This is a genomic window from Streptomyces sp. GL_148, from assembly GCF_057834205.1.
The window spans coordinates 5,419,893-5,439,079 of record NZ_CM174396.1 but is presented as its reverse complement, the minus strand read 5'-3'; the positions used below and the strand labels follow the sequence as shown (position 1 = coordinate 5,439,079).

Annotated in this window: 18 protein-coding genes; 9 read left to right on the top strand and 9 right to left on the bottom strand. The window is 71.6% G+C overall.

What is annotated here, in order from left to right:
• The first annotated feature begins 86 nt into the window (after positions 1-86).
• A complete protein-coding gene (locus tag AC3IYI_RS25210; protein ID WP_489405866.1) occupies positions 87-1,841 on the top strand; it encodes an acetyl/propionyl/methylcrotonyl-CoA carboxylase subunit alpha in 1,755 nt (584 codons plus the stop codon).
• A 212-nt stretch (positions 1,842-2,053) separates the two neighbouring features.
• On the opposite strand, the gene AC3IYI_RS25205 is transcribed toward AC3IYI_RS25210, so the two are convergent.
• Positions 2,054-2,965, bottom strand: coding sequence for a DeoR/GlpR family DNA-binding transcription regulator (locus AC3IYI_RS25205; RefSeq protein ID WP_489411658.1), 912 nt, complete (start codon positions 2,963-2,965; stop codon positions 2,054-2,056).
• 211 nt (positions 2,966-3,176) lie between these two features.
• Positions 3,177-4,616: an NAD(P)H-quinone dehydrogenase gene (locus AC3IYI_RS25200; protein ID WP_389692617.1), complete on the bottom strand. Its 1,440-nt coding sequence runs from the start codon at positions 4,614-4,616 to the stop codon at positions 3,177-3,179.
• Positions 4,617-4,814: 198 nt separating this feature from the next.
• Between AC3IYI_RS25200 and AC3IYI_RS25195 the strand changes: the two genes are divergently transcribed.
• The 3 genes from AC3IYI_RS25195 (at position 4,815) to AC3IYI_RS25185 (ending at position 7,961) form a co-directional block, all read left to right on the top strand.
• Entirely contained in the window at positions 4,815-5,252 is a 438-nt protein-coding gene (locus AC3IYI_RS25195) for a gamma-glutamylcyclotransferase family protein (protein ID WP_327254611.1), read from the top strand.
• 182 nt (positions 5,253-5,434) lie between these two features.
• Positions 5,435-6,241 carry a purine-nucleoside phosphorylase gene (locus AC3IYI_RS25190; protein WP_266905195.1) on the top strand — a complete coding sequence of 269 codons (807 nt, stop codon included), beginning with the start codon at positions 5,435-5,437 and terminating at the stop codon, positions 6,239-6,241.
• A 70-nt stretch (positions 6,242-6,311) separates the two neighbouring features.
• Positions 6,312-7,961: a phospho-sugar mutase gene (locus AC3IYI_RS25185; protein ID WP_489411657.1), complete on the top strand. Its 1,650-nt coding sequence runs from the start codon at positions 6,312-6,314 to the stop codon at positions 7,959-7,961.
• A 58-nt stretch (positions 7,962-8,019) separates the two neighbouring features.
• On the opposite strand, the gene AC3IYI_RS25180 is transcribed toward AC3IYI_RS25185, so the two are convergent.
• From AC3IYI_RS25180 to afsQ1, 3 genes are read right to left on the bottom strand one after another with little or no spacing between them, the layout of a single operon-like run.
• A complete protein-coding gene (locus AC3IYI_RS25180; protein ID WP_489405865.1) occupies positions 8,020-8,724 on the bottom strand; it encodes a hypothetical protein in 705 nt (234 codons plus the stop codon).
• Positions 8,708-10,192: a sensor histidine kinase gene (locus tag AC3IYI_RS25175; RefSeq protein WP_489405864.1), complete on the bottom strand. Its 1,485-nt coding sequence runs from the start codon at positions 10,190-10,192 to the stop codon at positions 8,708-8,710. The genes AC3IYI_RS25180 and AC3IYI_RS25175 overlap by 17 nt, the downstream gene beginning before the upstream one ends.
• Positions 10,189-10,866 carry a two-component system response regulator AfsQ1 gene (gene afsQ1, locus AC3IYI_RS25170; RefSeq protein ID WP_254382550.1) on the bottom strand — a complete coding sequence of 226 codons (678 nt, stop codon included), beginning with the start codon at positions 10,864-10,866 and terminating at the stop codon, positions 10,189-10,191. The genes AC3IYI_RS25175 and afsQ1 overlap by 4 nt, the downstream gene beginning before the upstream one ends.
• Positions 10,867-11,042: 176 nt before the next feature.
• Between afsQ1 and AC3IYI_RS25165 the strand changes: the two genes are divergently transcribed.
• Positions 11,043-11,762: a SigE family RNA polymerase sigma factor gene (locus AC3IYI_RS25165; protein ID WP_489405863.1), complete on the top strand. Its 720-nt coding sequence runs from the start codon at positions 11,043-11,045 to the stop codon at positions 11,760-11,762.
• Between the two features lie 244 nt (positions 11,763-12,006).
• Here the strand turns inward: AC3IYI_RS25165 and AC3IYI_RS25160 are convergent, their stop codons facing one another.
• A complete protein-coding gene (locus AC3IYI_RS25160) occupies positions 12,007-12,705 on the bottom strand; it encodes a uridine kinase family protein (protein WP_489411656.1) in 699 nt (232 codons plus the stop codon).
• 65 nt (positions 12,706-12,770) lie between these two features.
• Here AC3IYI_RS25160 and AC3IYI_RS25155 point away from each other — a divergent pair, with 65 nt between their 5' ends.
• On the top strand, positions 12,771-13,127 hold the full coding sequence (locus tag AC3IYI_RS25155; protein WP_489405862.1) for a hypothetical protein: 357 nt from the start codon (positions 12,771-12,773) through the stop codon (positions 13,125-13,127).
• 116 nt (positions 13,128-13,243) lie between these two features.
• Here AC3IYI_RS25155 and AC3IYI_RS25150 read toward each other — a convergent pair whose 3' ends face one another.
• The 3 genes from AC3IYI_RS25150 to deoC are packed head-to-tail and all read right to left on the bottom strand — an operon-like array spanning position 13,244 to position 16,540.
• The gene (locus tag AC3IYI_RS25150) at positions 13,244-14,143 is read right to left on the bottom strand and encodes an aldehyde dehydrogenase family protein (protein WP_489405861.1); all 900 of its coding nucleotides are present in this window, start codon (positions 14,141-14,143) and stop codon (positions 13,244-13,246) included.
• Entirely contained in the window at positions 14,136-15,572 is a 1,437-nt protein-coding gene (locus AC3IYI_RS25145; protein ID WP_489405860.1) for an aldehyde dehydrogenase family protein, read from the bottom strand. Before AC3IYI_RS25145 ends, AC3IYI_RS25150 begins: the two co-directional genes overlap by 8 nt.
• 5 nt (positions 15,573-15,577) lie before the next feature.
• Entirely contained in the window at positions 15,578-16,540 is a 963-nt protein-coding gene (deoC, locus tag AC3IYI_RS25140) for a deoxyribose-phosphate aldolase (RefSeq protein WP_489411655.1), read from the bottom strand.
• A gap of 243 nt (positions 16,541-16,783) precedes the next feature.
• On the opposite strand from deoC, the gene AC3IYI_RS25135 reads away from it, so the two are divergent.
• The 3 genes from AC3IYI_RS25135 (at position 16,784) to AC3IYI_RS25125 (ending at position 19,114) form a co-directional block, all read left to right on the top strand.
• The gene (locus AC3IYI_RS25135) at positions 16,784-17,749 is read left to right on the top strand and encodes a hypothetical protein (protein ID WP_489405859.1); all 966 of its coding nucleotides are present in this window, start codon (positions 16,784-16,786) and stop codon (positions 17,747-17,749) included.
• Positions 17,750-17,829: 80 nt separating this feature from the next.
• Positions 17,830-18,471 (top strand): class F sortase, encoded by a 642-nt coding sequence (locus AC3IYI_RS25130; RefSeq protein WP_489405858.1) that lies wholly within the window; start codon positions 17,830-17,832, stop codon positions 18,469-18,471.
• Positions 18,472-18,496: 25 nt separating this feature from the next.
• Positions 18,497-19,114, top strand: coding sequence for a PH domain-containing protein (locus AC3IYI_RS25125; RefSeq protein ID WP_489405857.1), 618 nt, complete (start codon positions 18,497-18,499; stop codon positions 19,112-19,114).
• The last annotated feature ends 73 nt before the right edge of the window (positions 19,115-19,187 follow it).

Sequence of the window (19,187 nt, the reverse complement as noted above, 5' to 3'; positions counted from 1 at the left end):
CGTGTGGGCAAGGTCACCACTGGGGAAGGGTCGAAAGGCCGTGTGGGCTGTCCCTAAACTCAGCTTGTTTCAAGGAGGGAGCCATCGTGCGCAAGGTGCTCATCGCCAACCGTGGCGAAATCGCAGTCCGCGTTGCTCGGGCCTGCCGGGATGCCGGGATCGGGAGCGTAGCCGTCTACGCCGATCCGGACCGGGACGCTCTGCACGTCCGCGCGGCAGACGAAGCTTTCGCGTTGGGCGGTGACACCCCGGCCGCGAGTTACTTGGACATGTCCAAGATCCTGCAGGCCGCAGCCGATTCCGGTGCGGACGCCATCCATCCCGGATACGGCTTCCTCTCCGAGAACGCCGAATTCGCGCAAGCCGTCATCGACGCGGGCCTGACCTGGATCGGCCCGCCCCCGCAGGCCATCCGTGACCTCGGTGACAAGGTCGCCGCCCGTCACATCGCGCTGCGCGCCGGCGCACCGCTCGTGGCCGGCACGCCGGACCCGGTCTCCGGTTCCGACGAGGTCGTCGACTTCGCCAAGGAACACGGCCTGCCCATCGCGATCAAGGCCGCCTTCGGTGGCGGCGGCCGCGGTCTGAAGGTCGCCCGGACCCTCGAAGAGGTCCCCGAGCTCTACGACTCCGCCGTCCGCGAGGCCATCGCCGCCTTCGGCCGCGGCGAATGCTTCGTCGAGCAGTACCTCGACAAGCCCCGCCATGTGGAGACCCAGTGCCTGGCCGACTCCCACGGCAACGTGGTCGTCGTCTCCACCCGCGACTGCTCGCTGCAGCGCCGCCACCAGAAGCTGGTGGAGGAGGCCCCCGCGCCGTTCCTGACCGACGCCCAGAACGCCGAGCTGTACGCCGCGTCCAAGGCGATCCTGAAGGAAGCCGGCTACGTCGGCGCCGGCACCGTCGAATTCCTCGTCTCCGCCGACGGCCTCATCTCCTTCCTCGAGGTCAACACCCGCCTCCAGGTCGAACACCCGGTCACCGAAGAAGTCACCGGCATCGACCTCGTCCGCGAAATGTTCCGCATCGCCGACGGCGAAGAGCTCGGCTACGGCGACCCGGTCCTGCGCGGCCACTCCTTCGAGTTCCGCATCAACGGCGAGGACCCGGGCCGCGGCTTCCTGCCGGCTCCGGGCACCGTCACCAAGTTCGCCCCGCCGTCCGGTCCGGGCGTCCGCCTCGACGCGGGCGTCGAGTCCGGCTCGGTCATCGGACCGGCGTGGGACTCCCTGCTGGCCAAGCTCATCGTTACGGGTGCCACGCGCGAGCAGGCCCTGCAGCGGGCGGCCCGTGCGCTGGCCGAGTTCGAGGTGGAGGGCATGGCCACCGCCATTCCGTTCCACCGCGCGGTCGTCGTCGACCCGGCCTTCACGGCCGACCCGTTCACGATCCACACCCGCTGGATCGAAACCGAGTTCGTCAACGACATCCCGGCGTTCGTGGTTCCGGCCGCGGACGATTCGGAGGACGAGCCGGGCCGCGAGACCGTGGTCGTCGAGGTCGGCGGCAAGCGCCTGGAAGTCTCCCTCCCCTCCTCCCTGGGCATGACCCTGGCCCGCACGGCGGCTGCCGGCGGCGCGAAGCCGAAGCGCCGCGCGGCCAAGAAGTCCGGCCCGGCCGCCTCCGGCGACACCCTCGCCTCGCCCATGCAGGGCACCATCGTGAAGGTCGCGGTCGAGGAAGGCCAGCAGGTCAACGAGGGCGACCTCATCGTCGTCCTCGAGGCCATGAAGATGGAACAGCCGCTGAACGCGCACCGCTCCGGCACGATCGTGGGCCTCGCGGCAGAGGTCGGCGCGTCACTCACCTCCGGCGCAGCCATCTGCGAAATCAAGGACTGACGTCCGGACCGGGGTCCCGGGGCCCAGCCCCGGACCCCGCCCCCGGGGGCTGGGCTCTGCCCAGACCCGCGCCTCAAACGCCGGCGGGGCTGGATATGCCGCTGCGCGGCAAAATCCAGCCCCGCCGGCGTTTGAGGCGATCTTTTCAGCCCCGCCGGCGTTTGAGGCGCAGGGGTCCGGGCACTGGTCCCCGGCAACTGCGCCGCAGGTGCTCAGCGGCGCCGCATGTCTGCGACCCGCGCACGCTCCGCCTGCTGCTCGTGCAACGGCGGCGCCGCACTGCGCAGCTGGGCCGTCGGCCCGCCCCGCCGCTGGACCGGCAGCGGGGACTCCCTACGCGGCCGCCGCCCGGCCATACCCTCACCACCGCCGGAGGCACTGGCTCCGGCCACGGTGATCTGCACGCCCTGGTCCGCCAGCGCCTGCAGCTCCGCACCGGCCCGGTCGTCGTGCGGCGGCGGCTCGTCCGTCACCAGCCGGGTGATCACATCGGTCGGCACGGTCTGGAACATGGTGTCCGTCCCGAGCTTCGTGTGGTCGGCCAGGACCACCACCTCCGCCGCGGCCTGCACCAGCGCCCGGTCCACGCTCGCGGAGAGCATGTTGGAGGTGGACAGCCCGCGCTCGGCGGTGAGACCACTGCCCGACAGGAAGGCCCGCGAGACCCGCAGCCCCTGGAGGGACTGCTCGGCACCGCTGCCGACCAGCGCGTAGTTGGACCCGCGCAGGGTTCCGCCCGTCATCACCACCTCCACCCGGTTCGCATGGGCCAGTGCCTGTGCGACGAGCAGCGAGTTGGTGACGACGGTGAGTCCGGGCACCCTGGCGAGCCGGCGGGCCAGCTCCTGGGTGGTGGTGCCCGCGCCGACGACCACGGCCTCGCCTTCTTCGACGAGTCCGGCCGCGACATCGGCGATGGCGGTCTTCTCCGCCGTCGCGAGATGGGACTTTTGCGGAAAGCCGGATTCCCGCGTGAAACCGCCCGGCAGTACCGCACCGCCGTGCCGGCGGTCGAGGAGTCCTTCTGCCTCCAGTGCCCGCACGTCCCGCCGTACGGTCACTTCGGAGGTCTGGACGACGCGGGCGAGCTCCCGGAGCGATACCGCTCCGTTGGCCCGCACCATTTCGAGGATCAATTGGCGACGTTCTGCAGCGAACACGAAACTGACAGTAACCCGGGTGACCGTCTGCTTTCAGCTCCTTGCGCCGGAATTCCGAAGTTGTCCATACCGTGGGGCAGTTAGTGGTATACGCGGTCGGCCCGCCGCGCACTTGCTCCGCGACGGGTCGACCGCCCACTCCAAAGCCCTTGCGCACAAGGGCCGTTATCGGCACCTACGCCTCGCCGGAGGCCTTGCGCGTGTGCAGCTGGCGGGCGACCTCGGCGATCGAACCGGACAGCGAGGGGTACACGGTGAACGCGTTTGCGATCTGCTCGACCGTCAGGTTGTTGTCGACGGCGATCGAGATCGGGTGGATGAGCTCGCTCGCGCGCGGGGAGACGACCACGCCGCCCACGACGATCCCGGTGCCCGGCCGGCAGAACAGCTTCACGAAGCCGTCCCGGATGCCCTGCATCTTGGCGCGCGGGTTGCGCAGCAGCGGGAGCTTCACACAGCGGGCGTCGATCTTGCCGGAGTCCACGTCGGCCTGGGTGTAGCCGACGGTGGCGATCTCGGGGTCGGTGAAGACGTTCGAGGAGACCGTCTTCAGGTTCAGCGGGGCCACCGCGTCGCCGAGGAAGTGGTACATCGCGATGCGCCCCTGCATGGCGGCCACCGAGGCCAGCGCGAAGATCCCGGTCACGTCGCCGGCCGCGTACACGCCGGGCGAGGAGGTGCGGGAGACCTTGTCCGTCCAGATGTGCCCGGACTCCTTGAGCTTGACCCCGGACTCCTCCAGGTTCATGTTGCTCGTGTTCGGGATCGCGCCGACCGCCATCAGGCAGTGCGTACCGCTGATGACGCGGCCGTCCGAGAGGGTGACCTCGACCCGGTCGCCCACCCGCTTGGCGGACTCGGCGCGGGAGCGGCCGATGACGTTCATGCCGCGGCGCCGGAAGACGTCCTCCAGCACGGCGGCGGCGTCCGGGTCCTCGCCGGGGAGCACGCGGTCGCGGGAGGACACGAGGGTCACCCGGGAGCCGAGGGCCTGGTACGCGCCGGCGAACTCGGCGCCGGTCACGCCGGAGCCGACCACGATGAGCTCCTCCGGGAGCTCTTCCAGGTCGTAGACCTGGGTCCAGTTCAGGATCCGCTCGCCGTCGGGCATCGCGTCGGGGATCTCGCGGGGGTGTCCGCCGGTCGCGATGAGCACGGCGTCGGCGGTGAGGATCGTCTCGGAGCCGTCCGCGGCGGTGACGATGACGTCCCGCGTGCCGTCGATGCCCTGCGGGCCGCCGAGCTTGGCGCGGCCCCGTACGACCCGGGCGCCGGCCCGGGTGACGGACGCGGTGATGTCGTGGGACTGGGCGAGCGCCAGGCGCTTGACACGCCGGTTCACCTTGCCGAGGTCCACGCCGACGACGCGCGCGGCCTGCTCGATGTGCGGGGTGTCGTCCGCGACGACGATCCCGAGCTCCTCGTACGACGAGTCGAAGGTCGTCATGACCTCGGCGGTCGCGATGAGAGTCTTGGAGGGCACGCAGTCGGTGAGCACCGACGCGCCGCCCAGACCGTCGCAGTCCACGACGGTCACCTCCGCGCCGAGCTGGGCCCCTACGAGGGCCGCCTCATACCCGCCGGGTCCGCCGCCGATGATCACGATCCGGGTCACGAAAACTCCGCCTCACGTCTACCCGGCCGGCTGCCGCCCCGGCCGGGGCTTCCGGGGGGTCTCCCCGGGGGATGCATTCCGTACGTCATTGTCCCGCACGCATCAAGGTGCTTCACGCCCGGTCCCACCATCCGGGACGCAGGCCCCGTGCGCGGCCGGGAGCGCAGTCGGGGCCGCCCCTCCCGTACCCTCGACCTCATGTCGCTCTACGCCGCGTACGCCGGCAACCTCGACCCGCGGCTGATGACGCGCCGCGCTCCGCATTCGCCGCTGCGCGGCACGGGCTGGATCAACGACTGGCGGCTGACTTTCGGCGGCGAGCAGATGGGCTGGGAGGGCGCGCTGGCGACGATCGTCGAAGCGCCGCGCCACCAGGTCTTCGTCGCGCTGTACGACGTGGCCCCGCTCGACGAGGACTCCCTGGACCGGTGGGAGGGCGTGGGGCTCGACATCTACCGCCGCATGCGGGTGCGCGTCCACACGCTGGACGGCGAGGAAGCGGCCTGGGTGTACGTCCTGAACGGCTACGAGGGCGGCCTGCCCTCGGCCCGCTACCTGGGCGAACTCGCCGACGCGGCCGAATCGGCGGGCGCCCCGCACGACTACGTGATGGAACTCCGCAAGCGCCCCTGCTGAGCATTTTCAGCCTCGCCCGCGTTTGAGGCGCGAGTCTGGGGCGGAGCCCCGGCAGCGGCGCCGCCGCACCCGCCCCGCGACCCCCATCGGGGACGATTCGGCGGAAACGACAAAGCAACGATCCGAATACCGTGAGCGGTGCCATCTACGCGCGTAGGCGAAGAGCGGCTACGCTCTTCCGCGTGAACGCATCTGTTACCGACCCCTTCGCCGCCGCCGACGCCGCCGCCGCCCGCCTGCGCGAGCTGACCGGCGCCGAGACCCACGATGTCGCCCTCGTGATGGGCTCCGGCTGGGCCCCCGCCGCAGAGGCGCTCGGCGCGCCCGAGGCCGAGTTCCCGGTCACCGAGCTCCCTGGCTTCCCGCCCCCCGCCGTCGAGGGCCACGGCGGCAAGATCCGCTCGTACAAGATCGGCGAGAAGCGCGCCCTGCTCTTCCTCGGCCGGACCCACTACTACGAGGGCCGCGGCGTCGCCGCCGTCGCCCACGGCGTGCGCACGGCCGTCGCCGCCGGCTGCAAGACCATCGTCCTGACCAACGGCTGCGGTGGCCTGCGCGAGGGCATGAAGCCCGGCCAGCCGGTCCTGATCAGCGACCACCTCAACCTCACGGCCACCTCGCCGATCGTCGGCGCGAACTTCGTGGACCTGACCGACCTGTACTCGCCGCGCCTGCGCGCGATGTGCAAGGAGATCGACGAGACCCTCGAAGAGGGCGTCTACGTGCAGTTCCCCGGCCCGCACTACGAGACCCCGGCCGAGATCAACATGATCCGCGTGATGGGCGCCGACCTGGTCGGCATGTCCACCGTGCTGGAGGCCATCGCCGCCCGCGAGGCCGGCGCCGAGGTGCTCGGCATCTCGCTGGTCACCAACCTGGCGGCGGGCCTGTCCGGCGAGCCGCTGAACCACGAAGAGGTGCTCCAGGCCGGCCGTGACTCGGCCGCGCGCATGGGCAAGCTGCTGACCCAGGTCCTCGCCCGGATCTGACCGGTGCACCGGACGACGGACGACCGACCGTACGAGAGGTAAGGCGGAAGTAGTGCAGGACGTGCAGGACGTGCAGGACGATCTGATCGCGCGGGCCCGGGCCTGGCTGGCCGAGGACCCGGACCCGGAGACGGCCGACGAGCTCGCGAAGCTCATCGAGGCCGGTGACACCACCGAGCTCGCGGACCGCTTCTCCGGCATGCTGCAGTTCGGCACCGCCGGACTCCGCGGCGAGCTGGGCGCGGGCCCGATGCGGATGAACCGGAACGTGGTGATCCGGGCCGCGGCGGGCCTCGCGGCCTACCTCAAGGCCCAGGGCCACGACGGCGGCCTGGTCGTCGTCGGCTACGACGCCCGCTACAAGTCGGCCGACTTCGCCCGCGACACCGCCGCGGTGATGACCGGTGCCGGGCTGCGCGCCGCCGTCCTGCCCCGGCCGCTGCCGACGCCCGTCCTCGCGTACGCCATAAGGCACCTGGGCGCCGTCGCCGGCGTCGAGGTGACCGCGAGCCACAACCCGCCCCGGGACAACGGCTACAAGGTCTACCTCGGCGACGGTTCGCAGATCGTCTCCCCGGCCGACGCGGAGATCGCCGCGCAGATCGACGCGATCGCCGCGCTGGCCGACGTACCGCGGGCCGAGGGCGGCTGGCAGGACCTCGGCGACGAGGTCCTGCAGGCCTACCTGGAGCGTACGGACGCCGTCCTGACCCCCGGTTCCCCCCGGGGCGTGCGGACCGTCTACACGGCCATGCACGGCGTCGGCAAGGACGTGGTCCTGGCCGCCTTCGCCCGCGCCGGCTTCCCGGCCCCGGTCCTCGTGGCCGAGCAGGCGGAGCCGGACCCGGCCTTCCCGACGGTGGCCTTCCCCAACCCGGAGGAGCCGGGTGCGATGGACCTGTCCTTCGCGACGGCCGCCCGGGTCGACCCGGACATCGTCATCGCCAACGACCCGGACGCCGACCGCTGCGCGGTGGCCGTCCCGGACGGGGCCTCGGCCTCCGGCTGGCGGATGCTGCGCGGCGACGAGGTCGGCGCGCTGCTCGCCGCGCACCTGGTGCACAAGGGTGCGCGGGGCGTCTTCGCCGAGTCGATCGTCTCCTCCTCCCTCCTCGGGCGGATCGCGGAGGCCGCGGGCGTGGGCTACGAGGAGACCCTCACGGGCTTCAAGTGGATCTCCCGCGTCGAGGGCCTGCGCTACGGGTACGAAGAGGCGCTCGGCTACTGCGTGGACCCCGAGGGCGTCCGCGACAAGGACGGCGTCACGGCCGCCCTGCTCGTCGCGGAGCTGGCCTCGGAGCTCAAGGAGCAGGGCCGCACCCTGACCGACCTGCTGGACGACCTGGCGATGGAGCACGGTCTGCACGCCACCGACCAGCTGTCGGTCCGCGTGGAGGACCTGTCGGTCATCGCCTCGGCGATGGCGGCGCTGCGCGCGGAGCCCCCGGTCTCGCTGGCGGGCCTGCGAGTCACCTCGGCGGAGGACCTGAACGAGGGCACGGCGACGCTCCCGCCCACGGACGGGCTGCGCTACTACCTGGAGGGCGCCTACAAGGCCCGGGTGATCGTCCGCCCGTCCGGCACGGAGCCCAAGCTGAAGTGCTACCTGGAGGTCGTGGTCCCGGTGGCGGAGGCCTGCGACCTGCTCCCGGCCCGCGCCCGCGGCCAGGAAGTCCTCGACGCGATCAAGAAGGACCTCGCGGCGGCGGCCGGCATTTAGCCCCACCCACACGAAGGCCCCCCGAGCTCCGGCTCGGGGGGCCTTCGCCGTGTCCGGGTCAGGAAGCCGACGGCGCCGGCGCCGGGCTCGCCGTCGGCCGGACCACGTCGCCCAGGGTCGGCACCGTCTCCGGGCGGGAGCGGACGGCGTCCGTGCACTCCCAGGCCCTCGGCGGATCCGCGTCGGGACCGCCCAGGACCACCGGGCCCTGACCCGCCGACACCGCGTCGCTCTCCGCGAGCGTGCAGACCAGCTGCGACAACGCCACCGGAGGCAGGTCCTCGGGCTTGCGGCTCAGCCGCACCGTGCCCTGCGGATCGCCCGGCCGCGGCGCCGAGGCCGTCAGCAGGGCCGGCACCTCGGTCGTGAAGCCGGCCTCCCGCTCCTCCGCCGACGGCTCCCGCTGGAGCACCTCCAGCAGGGCCTGGGTGACGAGCACCGCCACGTCCCGCGCGGGCTGCTTCTCCGGCACCGGCACCACCCGCTGGACGCCCACCAGCTGCGCCCCGCAGACCAGTTCCATCGTGGCCCGGATGCCCTGCACGCCGCCGGTTCCGGCCGCCGCACCGGTCGGGGTCTTGCACGAGACCCGCGAGGGCGCCGGGCCCACGTCCACCGGCACGGTGGTCGCACGGATCCCGCACCCGGTCAGGGCGCCCAGGGACAACAGGCCCAGGGCCACCACGACGGCCGTCGTGCCGAGCGCCGCGCCGAGCGTGGCGCCCCACCCCGTCCCGCGCGCCGTCCTACGCCTCGTCGTCACCGGCGATCACCTTCCCCACGTCCACCGGCAGCCGCAGCGTGAACAGCGCACCGCCCTCCGCACCGTTCTCCGCGGTGATGTCGCCGCCGTGGATGTGCGCGTTCTCCATCGCGATGGAGAGGCCGAGCCCGCTGCCGTCCGACTTCGGCCGCGACGCGCTCGCCTTGTAGAACCGGTCGAAGACGTGCGGCAGTACGGCCTCGGGGATGCCCGGCCCGTTGTCCCGTACGGCCATGACCAGCCAGTCCCCCTCCACCCGGATGGAGACCCGTACCGGCGATCCGCCGTGCTTGAGCGCGTTGCCGATCAGATTGGCCAGGATCACGTCGAGCCGGCGCGGGTCGAGCCGCGCCACGATGCCGCGCTCCGCGTCGAGTTCGACCGCGTCGAGCCACGCCCGGGTGTCGATGCACGCCGTCACCTGGTCGGCGACGTCCACGTCGTCCAGCACCAGCCGCGCCGTTCCCGCGTCGAAGCGGGTGACCTCCATGAGGTTCTCCACGAGGTTGTTCAACCGCCTGGTCTCGCTCACGACCAGACCCACCGCCGGTGCGATCATCGGATCGAGGTCGTCGACCTCGTCCTCCAGCACCTCGGCGACCGCCGTCAACGCCGTCAGCGGCGTGCGCAGTTCGTGGGACATGTCCGCGACGAACCGCCGGCTGGACTCCTCCCGCGCGCTCATGTCGGCGACCTTCTTCTCCAGCGCCTCCGCCGTCTTGTTGAAGGTGTGGGCCAGGTCGGCGAGTTCGTCCGTCCCGGACACCTCCAGCCGGTGGTCCAACTCCCCCTCTCCGAGGCGGCGCGCCGCGTCGCCGAGCCGCTGCACGGGCCGCAGGACCGTACGGGCCGCGGCCTGCGCGAGCAGCGCGGACCCGAGCAGCGCGAGGCCGGTGGCGATGGTCAGCGACCAGGCCAGGGCGTTGAGGTCGTCGCGCTCCTGGGCGAGGGACTTGTACATGTAGCCGGTCGGGCCGCCGCCCACGATCCGGGTGCCGCCGACCAGGTACGGGTTCCCGTTCGGCTTCGTGCGCTGCCAGTACACGTGGTACTCGGCGTCGTTGGCCGAGGTGGTCTTCTGCCGGTCGTCGACGGCGTGCTGGAGCGACTTCGGTACGTCGGCCAGCGAGAAGGCGTCGGGACCGGCGGTACCGGCCACCTTGCGGCCGTCCTTCTCGTCCACCAGCAGCACGCTGTAGCCGGGGCTGCTGCCCGCCATCATCTCGGCGGTGTGCTGCAGCTCTTCCTGCGTCGGGTCGGCGGGCAGCGCCGCGGCCCGGTTCTGCATCTCCTGCCGGAAGTCGCCGAGGGCGGCGTCCTGGGTCCGGGTCAGGACGGCCTCGCGGTTGAGCCAGTAGGCGATCCCGGACGCGGAGACGGCGGCCGTCAGCGCGACCAGGGCGAACACGACGAGGAGCCGCAGCCGCAGGCTGGTCCAGCGCCGGCCCGCGAACAGGGCTCGGATCACTGCGGGGAGTCCAGTCGGTAGCCGACGCCCCGCACGGTACGGATCAGGGTGGGCGACGAGGGCACTTCCTCGACCTTGGCGCGCAGCCGCTGCACGCAGGCGTCGACGAGCCGCGAGTCACCGAGGTAGTCGTGCTCCCACACCAGCCGCAGCAGCTGCTGGCGGGAGAGCGCCTGGCCGGGCCGGCGGCTGAGCTCCAGGAGCAGCCGCAGTTCGGTCGGGGTGAGCTGGAGGTCCTCGCCGTTCTTGGTCACCGTCATGGCCGAGCGGTCGATGACCAGCGGGCCGAAGACCGCGGTGTCGGTGGACTCGCGCTCGCCGCGGCGCAGCACCGCCCGGATGCGGGCGTCGAGCACCCGCCCCTGGACGGGCTTGACCACGTAGTCGTCGGCTCCCGACTCCAGGCCGACGACCACGTCGATGTCGTCGTTGCGCGCGGTGAGCAGGATGATCGGCAGCTGGTCGGTGCGGCGGATGCGCCGGCACACCTCGAAGCCGTCGATGCCGGGCAGCATGACGTCGAGCACGATCAGGTCGGGCCGCTGCTCGCGCAGCAGTTTGAGGCCGTCCTCGCCCGTCGCCGCGGTGGCCACACGGTGGCCCTGGCGTGACAGGGAGAGTTCGAGGGCCGTGCGGATGGCGTCGTCGTCCTCGATGAGCAACAGGAAAGGCACGGGCTCATTCTGTCCCATCGCCCCTCGGGACTTCGACCGCCCTGCGTCTCCAATCCCGGGGCGACTGTCACAGGCCCCTGTGACAGGCCTGTGACAGTCGAAGGACACCCCGGTTATCTCGGGCGGGCAGTCTTCTTGGCAACGGACCAGACAGACTCCACGACGGGGGGCGCGAGATGAACACGCTGCACAGCACCAGCACCAGCGCGGTTGTCACGCGGCTGCACGATGTGAACCGCCGCACGGCAATCCGTACGGCGACGGCCCCTTCCCGGCGGCCGGCGCACGTGGTGGCCATCGACGCGAAGACCTACGAGCGCCCCTCCGTCCCCGCCCAGCGCACGGCGGGCTCCCCGGACGTCCCGGACTCCTCCAACGAAGCCGAGTTCACGGCGTACGTCCAGGAGCGCCGGGCCGCCCTCTACGCGACGGCCTTCCACCTGACCGGCGACCGCTACGAGGCCGAGGACCTGCTGCAGACCGCACTGTTCTCCACGTACCGCGCCTGGGACCGCATCAGCGACAAGGCCGCCGTCGGCGGGTACCTGCGCCGCACGATGACGAACCTGCACATCAGCGCCTGGCGCCGGCGCAAGCTCAACGAGTACCCGACGGAAGAGCTGCCGGAGACGGCCTCGGACACGGACGCCATGGGCGGTACGGAGCTGCGTGCCGTGCTGTGGCAGGCGCTCACCCGCATCCCGGAGCCGCAGCGCACGATGCTGGTGCTCCGGTACTACGAGGGCCGCACGGACCCGGAGATCGCGGAGATCCTGGGCATCAGCGTCGGCACGGTGAAGTCGAGCATCTGGCGTTCGCTGCGCCGCATGCGCGAGGACGAGGCGCTGAGCTTCGGCCGCGACGAGGCGGAGTCCTTCGAGGACCTGGTCGCGTAGGACGGCTTTCCACCAGACCAAAGGGCCAGGGGGCCCGTCCTGCGGGGGTGGGACGGGGGCCACGGGGGCAAAGGGCGGGATCGAGCGGACGGGGGTCCGCGCGGTCCCGCCCTTTGGCGTCTGCCGCAAATTCAGCCTCGCCGGCGTTTGAGGCGCGGGGTCTGGGGCGGAGCCCCAGGGAACGGCGGAAGGGCGGGTAGGGGACAAGCCCCGCAGGGCCCGGCAGGCCCAACTAGGGCGGCGGCTACGCCACTGCCGCGGCCCGGTGCCGCCCGGCCGCGGCGGCGGCAAGACGGCCGAGGGCCTCGTCACGACCACAGGCATGCGCGCCGAGCGCGGTGTGCCGCGCCACGATCCCCCGCTCCGCCCTCATCAGCCGCCAACCCCGCCGCACCAGCATCGGCACGGACTTGCGGCCCTCGCGCAGATCACGGACCAGGCGGCGCCGGAAGGTGGTGCTGGGCCGCCCGCGCAGGCAGATCGCGTCCGCCAGCAGCCCCAGCTCCTGGCACCGCACGGCGACGTCCGCCGCGAAGATCCCCTCGGCTATGAACAGCGGGGTCCGGGAGATGTCCAGCGCCTCGGTACCGGTCCGCGAGGAGGTGGCGATGTCGTAGACGGGCACCTCGGTCCGCCCGGCCGCGCACAGCGCGGCGATCGCGGCCACGGCCGCCTCCGCGTCCCAGGACAGCGGGGAGTCCCAGTCGATGTCGGCGCTGCCCTCGACCAGCGGGAGGGTGGGGTCGTCGCCGTCCTTGTAGAAGTCGTCCAGGCGCAGTACGGGCAGCCCGGAACGGGCCGCCAGGGAGGACTTGCCGGAGCCCGAGGGTCCGGTCAGCAGAACGACACGCGTCGGCAAAGGAGAGGAACAGCTCACGGAACAACAGTGTGAACTATTACCTCGCGCAGGGGACCTACCCAAAGGTCCGTTGGTATCCAGGATCACACCTCCACTACGCTGCGTGCGCACGCGAACACGACTCCGTACGAGCCCACAGGCGGGAACCCATGGCACGTCACGCAGCCCCCAAAGCACCCCACACCAAGACGCTGCGCACCGCAGGCCTGACCCTCTCCATGGCCGGCGCGGCCCTCGCGATGGCCGCCGGCGGCGCCCAGGCGGGCGAGCTCGACGTTCCGGCGGCCCTCGCAGGGGTCTCCAACCCGATCTCGAACCTCAAGGTGAATCCCCTGGCCCACACCGGCGTGGACCCCCTCGACAACGGCGTCGCCACCCAGGTCGCGGATTTTCCCTCCGTCGGCACCGGCATGCTCACGGGCGTCCTGACCCAGGGGCCGTCGGTCGGCGAGCTGCCCACCGCCGCGGCATCGTCCCTCCTGGGCCCCCTGACGGGCGGCAAGTAGCCCGCGTAGGGCACGTGAGCCCGGAGGCCGCGCGGGCGCGGGGGCATGAAGAGGCCCCGGCAGCGCGGGGGACGCTGCCGGGGCCTTCGGGGGGATCTCGTACGAGCCGGACGGGGCTAGTACGAGGACCCGCCCGCGCCCAGCGACCCGGTCGGGTGCCAGACGGTCTTGGTCTCCAGGAACGCCGTCATGCGCGACGTGCCCGGGTCCGCGCTCCAGTCGTCCACAGGCTGTGGACGCAGGACGCGCTTGAGGTTGTCCGCGGCCGCGATCTCCAGCTCCTTGGCCAGCGCCTCGTCGGCGCCCGCCAGGTCGATCGCGTTGACGTCCTGGTGGGACGCCAGGTGCGGGCCCATCTCGGCGGCCTTGCCGGACAGGATGTTGACCACGCCGCCGGGCAGGTCGGAGGTGGCCAGCACCTCGCCGAGGGAGAGCGCCGGGAGCGGCGCCTTCTCGGAGGCGATGACGACGGCCGTGTTGCCGGTGGCGATCACCGGGGCGATCACCGAGACCAGTCCGAGGAAGGACGAGTCCTGCGGGGCGACGACCGTGACCACACCGGTCGGCTCGGGCGTGGAGAGGTTGAAGAACGGACCCGCGACCGGGTTGGCCCCGCCCACGACCTGGCCGATCTTGTCGGTCCAGCCCGCGTACCAGACCCAGCGGTCGATCGCCGCGTCCACGACGGCCGCGGCCTTGGTCTTGGACAGACCCTCGGCCTCGCCGACCTCGCGGACGAACTGCTCGCGGCGGCCCTCCAGCATCTCGGCGACGCGGTAGAGGATCTGGCCGCGGTTGTACGCGGTCGCGCCCGACCAGCCGCCGAAGGCCTTGCGGGCGGCGACGACCGCGTCACGGGCGTCCTTGCGGGAGGACAGCGGGGCGTTGGCCAGCCACTTGCCCTTCGAGTCACTCACCTCGTACACCCGGCCGCTCTCGGAGCGGGGGAACTTGCCCCCGACGTACAGCTTGTAGGTCTTGAAGACGCTCAGACGCGTCGAAGAAGACTCAGACATCGAGGTAGCCCTCCAGGCCGTGACGGCCGCCTTCGCGCCCGAAGCCCGACTCCTTGTAGCCGCCGAAGGGCGAGGTCGGGTCGAACTTGTTGAACGTGTTGGCCCACACCACGCCTGCGCGGAGCTTGCCCGCAACCGCGAGGATGCGGCTGCCCTTCTCCGTCCAGATGCCGGCCGACAGGCCGTACTGGCTGTTGTTGGCCTTGGCGACGGCCTCGTCGGGCGTACGGAACGTCAGCACGGACAGCACCGGGCCGAAGATCTCGTCGCGGGCGACGGTGTGCGACTGGGAGACGTTCGTGAAGAGCGTCGGGGCGAACCAGTAGCCGGCGTTCGGCAGTTCGCACGGCGCCGACCAGCGCTCGGCGCCCTCCGCCTCTCCGGTGTCCGCGAGGGCGGTGATCCGGGCGAGCTGCTCGGCGGAGTTGATCGCGCCGATGTCGGTGTTCTTGTCGAGCGGGTCGCCCAGGCGCAGGGTGCTCAGGCGGCGCTTGAGGCTGTCCAGCAGCTCGTCGTGGATCGACTCCTGGACCAGGAGGCGCGAGCCCGCGCAGCAGACCTGGCCCTGGTTGAAGAAGATGCCGGTGACGATGCCCTCGACGGCCTGGTCGATGGGGGCGTCGTCGAAGACGATGTTGGCGCCCTTGCCGCCCAGCTCCAGCGTGACCTTCTTGTCGGTGCCGGCGACGTGACGGGCGATCTTCTTGCCCACGGCGGTCGAGCCGGTGAAGGCGACCTTGTTGACGTCCGGGTGCTCGACGAGGGCCGCGCCCGCGTCGCCGTACCCGGTGAGGATGTTGACGACGCCCTTGGGCAGGCCCGCCTGGCGGCAGATGTCCGCGAAGAACAGCGCCGAGAGGGGGGTCGTCTCCGCCGGCTTCAGCACGACCGTGTTGCCGGTGGCGAGCGCCGGGGCGATCTTCCAGGCCAGCATCAGGAGCGGGAAGTTCCAGGGGATGACCTGGCCGGCCACGCCGAGCGGGCGCGGGTTGGCACCGTAGCCCGCGTGGTCGAGCTTGTCGGCCCAGCCCGCGTAGTAGAAGAAGTGCGCGGCGACGAGCGGCAGGTCCGCGTCGCGGGTCTCCCGGATCGGCTTGCCGTTGTCGAGGGTCTCCAGGACGGCCAGCTCGCGGCTGCGCTCCTGGATGATCCGGGCGATGCGGAAGAGGTACTTGGCGCGCTCGGAGCCGGGCAGCGCGGACCACTTCTCGAAGGCCTTGCGGGCGGCCTTGACGGCGCGGTCCACGTCGGCGGCGCCGGCCTGCGCGATCTCGGCGAGGACCTCTTCGGACGACGGGGAGATGGTCTTGAAGACCTTGCCGTCCGCCGCGTCGGTGAACTCGCCGTCGATGAACAGCCCGTAGGAGGGCGCGATGTCGACGACGGAGCGGGACTCGGGGGCGGGTGCGTACTCGAATGCGGAAACCATGGTGATCAGTCCACCGTCACGTAGTCGGGACCGGAGTAACGGCCGGTGCTCAGCTTCTGGCGCTGCATCAACAGGTCGTTGAGCAGGCTGGAGGCTCCGAAGCGGAACCAGTGGTTGGACAGCCAGTCCTCGCCCACGGTCTCGTTGGCCAGGACCAGGAACTTGATCGCGTCCTTGGTGGTCCGGATGCCGCCGGCCGGCTTCACGCCGATCTGGATTCCAGTCTGCGCCCTGAAGTCGCGGACGGCTTCGAGCATGAGGAGCGTGTTCGCGGGCGTCGCGTTGACCCCGACCTTGCCGGTGGACGTCTTGATGAAGTCGGCACCGGCCATCATGCCGATCCAGGAGGCGCGGCGGATGTTGTCGTACGTGGACAGTTCGCCGGTCTCGAAGATCACCTTGAGGCGGGCCGCGCTGCCGTCGGGGCGGACGCAGACCTCCTTGACGGAGCGGATCAGCTCGTAGGTATCGAGGTAGCGGCCGGCGAGGAAGGCGCCACGGTCGATGACCATGTCGATCTCGTCGGCGCCGGCGGCCACGGCGTCGGCCGTGTCGGCGAGCTTGACGGGCAGGGCCGCGCGGCCGGCCGGGAAGGCGGTGGCGACGGAGGCGACCTTGACGTCGGCGCCGTTCAGGGCGGCCTTGGCGGTGGCCACCATGTCGGGGTACACGCAGACGGCGGCCGTCGTGGGCGTGGTGCGGTCGGTCGGATCGGGGTTGGCTGCCTTGGCGGAGAGCGCCCGGACCTTGCCCGGGGTATCCGCGCCTTCCAGCGTCGTCAGGTCGATCATCGAGATGGCGAGGTCGATGGCGTACGCCTTGGCCGTCGTCTTGATCGAGCGGGTGCCGAGGGAGGCCGCGCGGGCCTCCAGGCCGACAGCGTCGACGCCGGGCAGCCCGTGCAGGAAGCGGCGCAGCGCACTGTCGGACGTCGTCACGTCAGCGAATGCGGTGAGGGTGGTGGGCATGGTCACCACATGAGCATATCTACGCGCGTAGCGGCCTGTCACCCCCTCCTCCCGATTCATTCGGAATCGGACACCCCGTTTGCTGTTACGCGGCCATGACAGGAGGCGGATCGTTCGCACGTACAAGATCCGTAAATTCTTTCTCAGCAGCCCGCCACACCTGACCCGGTGAACCAGACCGAACAGACTCAACGCGGCATGCGACTCTCCTCCACTTTCCTCACCCACGCTTCAGGAGTCGTTATGCGTACCGCCCTCCGCACCTCGATCGTCACCGCCGCGCTCGCCGGCGCGATGCTCGCACCCGCCGCCGGTGCCGCCTTCGCGGCGCCCGCCGCGCCCGCCGCGCCCGCCGCGCCCGCCGCGCAGACCGCCGTGGCATCGACGTACGGAACCGTGTCGGACAACAGCCGCTACGAGGGTCAGGCCGTCTACATAGGCGAGGGCCTGGTCGCGGTGCTGCGCAACAAGGCCGAGGGCCCCGAGGCCTGGATCCGTATCGTCGGCCCCAACTGGAAGCCCGGAGACCCCTACATGTTCCGGGTGATGGGCCTGGTGAGCCGCGCGCAGACCACCGACGCCGTGAACGGCCTCCTGCTCAAGCTCACCAAGGCCGAGACAGCCGCCCCGGTACTCACGGTCACCAAGGAGAACGGCACCACCCGGTCCTTCCCGCTACCCAGGGGCACGGCGGCCTCCTGCGTCTCCCCGGTCAAGACGGTGCGGCTCGGCGAGTACCTCTCCGCAGACCTGACGATGTCCCCCAAGGGCCCGAAGGCCTTCGTACAAACCCTGGAAGGGCAGCCCAACCCGCAGACCTTGGACCGCACCCACCCCAACGGTTCGAACCCGGACACCCTGCGCATCGACAACCCGAGCGGCGCCAACCCGGTCCTCCGGTGGAAGTACCAGAGCGGCGACGCCATCAAGAGCGCCTCCTTCCCCGCGCTCCCCAAGGGCTGCAAGCTCGACTACAAGATCACCGAGCAGAGCACGAAGCCGGCTCCGAAGCCGCAGCCGAAGCCGCAGACGGGCGCGCAGACCGTGGTCGTCCCCAAGGGCCCGGTGGCCGCGGGTGCCGAGCTGCCCGTCGAGAACGTCGCCGACACCGACAACACCACCACGCTGGCGGCCGGCGCCGGTCTGATCGCGGTCTTCGGTGCGCTCGGCGCGAGCGTGGTCCTGCGCCGCCGCCGCGCCCAGGGCTGACCGCATACCGTCCAGATCTCGACTCGCCTCCGGCGGCCACCCCCGGTGGCCCGCCGCGGCCCGTTTCACCGGAGCCTCCCATGAACCGCCGCACCGCCGGCCCGCTGATCGCCGCCGCCCTCCTCGCCGCCGCGCTGACCGGATGCGGCGGCGCCACGCCCAGTGGCACGCCCGCCGCCGCGCCCGCCGCCCCGGCCACGGCCTCCGCGCCGCCCGCCGTCACCCCCACGTCCGCCCCGGCTGCCCCGACGGCGGCCCAGGCCGCTCCGAAGCCCGCCTCCGTGCCCGTACGCGTGCGGATCCCCGCGGCCGGGGTCGACGCCTCGCCGCTGCTGTCGCTCGGCCTGGCCGCCGACGGCACCGTCGAGGTGCCCTCCGTGGCCGACGGGGACAAGATCGGCTGGTACGACAAGGGCGTCACCCCCGGCGAGACCGGCCCCGCCGTCCTGATCGGGCACTTCGACACCGCCCGCGGCCCGGCCGTGCTCAAGGACGTCTCCAAGGTCCGCGTCGGAGACGAGGTGACCGTCTCCCGCAAGGACGGCAGCACCGCCGTCTTCCGCGTGCGCGAGCTGGAGCAGGTCGACAAGAAGCGGTTCCCCACCGACAAGGTCTACGGGAACACCGCCCGCCCCGAGCTGCGCGTGATCACCTGCGGCGGCGAGATCACCGACGGACACCGCCCCGACAACATCATCCTGTACGCCGATCTCGTGGGCTGAGACGGCGTGAGGCAGAATCTGCCGCATGAGCAGCGATCAGCCCACCGAAGAGCCGGCGTACGACGACCGGGTCTACCGCTCCCCGATGGCCACCGTCACCGGGGTGGTGCTGCTCGCCCTGCTCGCATGGCTCTGCGGGGACGCCGTGGTGCAGGGCTCCGGAAACGTCCCGTGGATCGCCCTCGCCACCGCGCTGTGCCTGGCCCCCCTCATCGTCGCGTTCACGGTCCGTCCGGCCGTCTTCGCCAACGACGACCGGCTGCGCGTGCGCAACCCCTTCCGGGTCATCGAGCTGCCCTGGGCGGCCGTCGACACCGTGCGGGCCCGGTACTCCGCCGAGGTGCTGGCGGAGGGGTCGACCTATCAGATGTGGTCCATTGCGGTCTCCCTGCGGGACCGCAAGAAGGCCAACCGCCGCCAGGCGGGCCGGCCCGGCCCGAGCACCGGCCAGTCCAAGACCCCGGACGAGGAAGTCCCCCGGGCCTCCGCCGACCGGACCGTGGACGAGCTGCGGGAACTGCACGAGCGCTGTGCCTCGCGGGCCGGCGCCCAGGGCTCCGTGAAGGTCTCCTGGTCGTACGAGATCATCGCGCCCGCCGTGATCGGCGCGCTCATCCTGATTGTGCTGCTCGCCACCGGCTGACCGGCGGTTTCCCCGGAACCGAGAGCACCGGAACCCGCGTCTCCACTGGCGTGCACCGTCTCAAGGGCAACCG